The 4,322-nt window shown below is 43.6% G+C and carries 6 protein-coding genes; 1 reads left to right on the plus strand and 5 read right to left on the minus strand.

Annotated elements, in window-relative coordinates:
- On the plus strand, positions 1-212 hold a 212-nt coding region (locus FC99_RS14080), incomplete at its 5' end, for a hypothetical protein (protein WP_235805844.1).
- 159 nt (positions 213-371) lie between these two features.
- Here FC99_RS14080 and FC99_RS01890 read toward each other — a convergent pair.
- The 5 genes from FC99_RS01890 to FC99_RS01910 all read right to left on the minus strand — a co-directional run bounded on the left by FC99_RS01890 (position 372) and on the right by FC99_RS01910 (position 4,212).
- The gene (locus FC99_RS01890) at positions 372-1,040 is read right to left on the minus strand and encodes a hypothetical protein (RefSeq protein WP_012695385.1); all 669 of its coding nucleotides are present in this window, start codon (positions 1,038-1,040) and stop codon (positions 372-374) included.
- Complete coding sequence (locus FC99_RS01895; protein WP_056986454.1) at positions 1,037-2,275, minus strand: relaxase/mobilization nuclease domain-containing protein; 1,239 nt, start codon at positions 2,273-2,275, stop codon at positions 1,037-1,039. The genes FC99_RS01890 and FC99_RS01895 overlap by 4 nt, the downstream gene beginning before the upstream one ends.
- Positions 2,254-2,592 carry a plasmid mobilization protein gene (locus tag FC99_RS01900; protein ID WP_056986456.1) on the minus strand — a complete coding sequence of 113 codons (339 nt, stop codon included), beginning with the start codon at positions 2,590-2,592 and terminating at the stop codon, positions 2,254-2,256. The genes FC99_RS01895 and FC99_RS01900 overlap by 22 nt, the downstream gene beginning before the upstream one ends.
- Positions 2,593-2,962: 370 nt before the next feature.
- Complete coding sequence (locus tag FC99_RS01905; RefSeq protein WP_056986458.1) at positions 2,963-3,292, minus strand: hypothetical protein; 330 nt, start codon at positions 3,290-3,292, stop codon at positions 2,963-2,965.
- Positions 3,289-4,212, minus strand: coding sequence for a replication initiation protein (locus FC99_RS01910; protein ID WP_056986461.1), 924 nt, complete (start codon positions 4,210-4,212; stop codon positions 3,289-3,291). The genes FC99_RS01905 and FC99_RS01910 overlap by 4 nt, the downstream gene beginning before the upstream one ends.
- Positions 4,213-4,322: the final 110 nt, after the last annotated feature.

A 4,322-nucleotide genomic window follows, 5' to 3' on the forward strand; every position in this document is an offset into this window, starting at 1 on the left:
ATTGGACCCCCATAAACAGACAATTGGACCCCCATAAACAGACAATTGGACCCCCAAACATTTGTGAAACACTTGGGGGAGTAATGTGGAACATACCCTTAAAAGAGGTTTTAAAAAAGGTTTTAAAAGAGGTTATAAAAGAGGCGGGGGTCTCCGACTTCGTCTCCGTGCCCCAAAATGCAAAATCAAACCCAAAAACCAAAAAGGAGTGAGCGAAAATCACGCTCACATTTTGCCTGCAGCGTTCACTTCGTTCACTCGCCAAATTCAAAATCAAAACCGTTGTTCAGAAAGGAGCCTCGACTGACGCTCGGCGGATAGGCCCAGATAGCGTTAGGAGGCTATATTTTGCGTTCTAAGCTCATTTAGCGCTACCAGCGAGTATTATTCTGCTTCTTCCAGAACAAGAGCTTAGATGGCTTAAAATCGACTAATTGTTGGACGGCATGCACTAATAACCAGAAACTGGCATAAAGAGCGCCCGCTAATAAAACAAACCCAAGCAGGCCAAGCACAATCGCACCATAGGGGTGCTGGGGCTGAATCGCGAGCACGGTAGCATACAGTTTGTGCAACCCCCAACCTTGCCAAATTCCCTGATAAATTAGTTTTTCAAGCACAAAGAAAATGACAGCAACTAGCAACAAGCAAACGGCGCTACCTGCTAAAGTTGGCATGAGGTTGCGCCAGAACTGTTGACGCCGTGACTTCTCAGACTGTTCAAGCAAAGATTCTAGTTCGCTTTGCTGAGCCTTAAGACGGCGTTCGTAATCCTCAACGGACGTAACAAACTCTTGCTTGAGTTGGTCAGGGTTAATCGCATCTAATCGGGCATGTGCTTGCTCATTAAGCCAAATTTCTGAACGTTTCAATGCGTCTGCTTGTTTCTGTTGTAGGTCGTTAGTGTTGACAGTGTAAGCCATTTGTTCCGCAGCAGCTTCTTTGACTATTCTTTGCAACTCTGGGACTTTACTTAAATCCACCTTGCCATTGGCGTAGGCTAATAAAATTTGACGTGCTAATTCTTCGTTTTGACTCATCTTGAGCGTCCCTCCGGTTCTCGATAGTAACTTTTTTGTGGTTGTTTCTTTGGTGCCATTCGCTTAGCTAAGTCCTGTTTGATAGCGTTTTGTCGGGCTTGCTCCTGTTTAGCAAGGTCAGCTTTGAAGCGACTTGCCACGTCTTTATACAGCTTGCTGTCGATTACTCGTTGTTCAACTTTGCCAGCAAACTCTCGTACTGCGCCTGTAAAGTGCTGTAGGTGGTCTGCAATTGGCTTAACTGCGTTTCTAAGTTGGTCAATTCTTGGTTTTCTTGATTGAGCTTGTTGTTCTCGTTGTTCAAGCGCTGTATCTGTACTTGTTGTCTCTCGCACAAGTTCAGTAGCTCGGCTTTGGTCGTCACGATCGAGTTGCTGTGCTGTTCGTTCTCTAGTTCGTCTCTCCAGCTCATTCAGAATCGTCTCCTTTTCGTAATCAGTGCCGAGTCGTTTACCCCTTGCACGTCTCTGCTTCTTATTGGCGTCTAAAAAGGCGTATGATACGTTTTGACCACGAACAGATACATTTACGCCGGACCTGGCTAAAACGTCTGAGAACGTCTTAAAATCGCAAATAGACGTATCCTGCATAGTAGTATCAATTCGACCTCGTAAGTCAGCCATGTAAGAATATTGCCCTTTTTTGGTCAAGTCCTGTTCTGTTCTGGACTGGTGTTCACGCACGGGTTCAATGACTTTCCAGCCTTGCTCTTTGGAAATTTCGTCATTGGCATTTCTAGCACGTTCAACAGCAGAACCCTTACGCTCATCAAGCTTTTTACCAGTTTGAAGATTGACCTTGTTGATGATGATGTGGTTGTGCAGAATGTGATTTTGACCGTCTAGATGCGTATAAACAGCAGTTTGATAGTCAGGATAAAGCTTTTCAGCAAGCTCACAGCCTAAGTCATTAGCTCGTTGCCAATCTCTGGTATTCGTAGGGTCTAACTCGTTCAAGGCAAAAGATTGCGTGATGCGTAGCACCTGATTGCGTCTTGCTGTTTGATTGAACGCTTGTTGAACGGCCTTAAATTGTTCCTTGGCAATGACTGGGTCAATCCCATTAATCCCGCCAACGGCCACCGCACGACAATCTTTGAGGGCGTCAAGACGCTCTAGTCGGTTTTCTTCAAGCCAGCGTTCCGTGTGTTCATGCAGGGGCTTGTCTTTACCTAACGCATAATCCAACGCACTAGCGGCACTGGCGCCGTTGGTTACTTTTGCAATTGTCGCCATAGTTGCCGTTGCGCCTCCTGCATTTTTTTGATTTCAGCTAACATGGCTGGTGTCAAAGGATCGCCTTGGTTAAGTTTCCGCGTTATTTGGTTTAAGTTTGTTCCTTGACGGGTTAGTTCGAGAATGATTTGTTGCGTGTCACTGGCGGAAAAATAGGGCTTACGTAGATTTGATTTCAAAGCCAGCTGTTTGGCATAACTAGAAACCGTTAGACCGTAAGTGCTTGCTGACTGTGATAGCTTCTCGTATTCAAGTTCATTTAGACGAAAATTAATTCGTTTAGTTTGTTTATCTGAATTGGCTTTAATATTTGCCATGAAGTTCACCCCTAAGAATCATCATTCTCAATCTGCCCTATGCGGTTAGATTTTTAATGAGTTAATGTAAGTATAAACGTTTCCTTTTCGGTCACGTTCACCCTAACATTAAAAAACAAATACTGCAAGCTGTCGGAATGACATACATTTTGCTTCGCAAAAGTATGCCCATTCCCGCTTGAAAAGAGGGGGCTTCGCTCCCCCCTTTTATCCCCCCTAAAATCAAAGTCAAAATCATGCCGATTTCGCTTCGCAAAACGGCACAAATTCAAGCCCGAAAACCTGTCCTTTTTTTGCAAAAAAAGGACGCAAAAAAAACCGCACAAAAAAAGCCGAAAGTTTGCTGTTCGCAAATCGGCTTTTTAAGGCATTATGATTGCTCATTTTCTGTTCGAAACTGACTCAACCATTGGCTAACATCTTTCAAGTCTTCAATTTTCCAGAAGTTGCCGTTATAAGTCATAGCATTAGCAATGTTTTGTAGTTGCTGAAATTGTTCTGTAGTTAAAGTTGGTGAAGCCGTTTCTCTTTTTTCAAAAACTGGCGTATGGTCGAGCATATTTTCGGCTGTAGTTATATTTTTAGCGCCAGTTTTTTTGTAAAATTTACGGCCAAGCTTCTCATATTCCTTCGCTAGTGCCTTGCGCTTACGCGCTTTCAGTTGCTTTTCTAGTTTCGCAATACGCTCCAATTCGGTCATCGTAATCCTCCGTTTCGTAGTTCTTCGAGTATTTTTTGTCGCTCCTCTGCACGGATCTGTTCTTCGCGCTTCTCTTGTTCTTGTTTATTATGTTCCGCTTCGGTCGTTCCTAGCTTGAGGTGTTTGATTTTATCAATTGCCCGCCATTTTTCTTTGTCGGACAGTTCGCCATTGTGCTCGATATTGAATTTGGCTTTGTTCAAGCGTTCAGTATTGCTGACGTGGACATCTTCTACGTCCTTACGTTCAGCTTTCCAAGCAAAGGCGTAACCAATAACTGGTTTACCCCGACCTTTGCCGTATTTCTTGCGGACAGTTAGCCCACGAAATAGGGGGGTAAGTTCTTCTTTGATTGGTTTTATTACTTTTTTGTTAATGTCGCCTTGCCGATAAGTTTTTGGAATATCAAGTAACTCATCAAAATCTGCTTTGGAAAAGTAGGCGTATCCAGTTGTCCGATAGCCTTTGAGTAATCGAAACATGGTTTTGGCATAGCTACTTTTTAGGTCGCGAAACTCGATAAGTGCATACCGCACCCAACTCTCTAGATTGTTCAGCAAGGGCAAAGCGTCTTTGTAGATTTCTACGTCAACGTACGGCTCGTCTACGTCACCGTTGATCTTAAATTTGGTAAACATGACAAATCTTTCGAACGACAACCCACTTTTGCTTTGGCTACCGAAACGCAAGTCCATCAAGTGGTCGTAGGTGCGTTTAATATCGTCGATAAAGCGCCGATTAGCTGTGGGTTTGTAATTACTTAACTCTTTTAGCTGGTCAAAGCTAAAGCGGACGGTTTGGTCACCCTTATCACGCATTCTAGACACAATTGAAAAAAATAAATTCATCTCAACAGGACTAAATTTACGCAGAGGAATTGTATTTAACTCCGGTTGATATTTAACTAGTTCGTTGCTCAAAAAACCACCTCCTAAATCAGAGGCTACCATATTAAGGCCGGAACCTCAAGACAAGACCCCCATAAACAGACAATTGGACCCCCATAAACAGACAATTGGACCCCCATAAA

It is taken from the genome of Levilactobacillus koreensis JCM 16448 (assembly GCF_001435525.1).
GTDB lineage: Bacteria > Bacillota > Bacilli > Lactobacillales > Lactobacillaceae > Levilactobacillus > Levilactobacillus koreensis.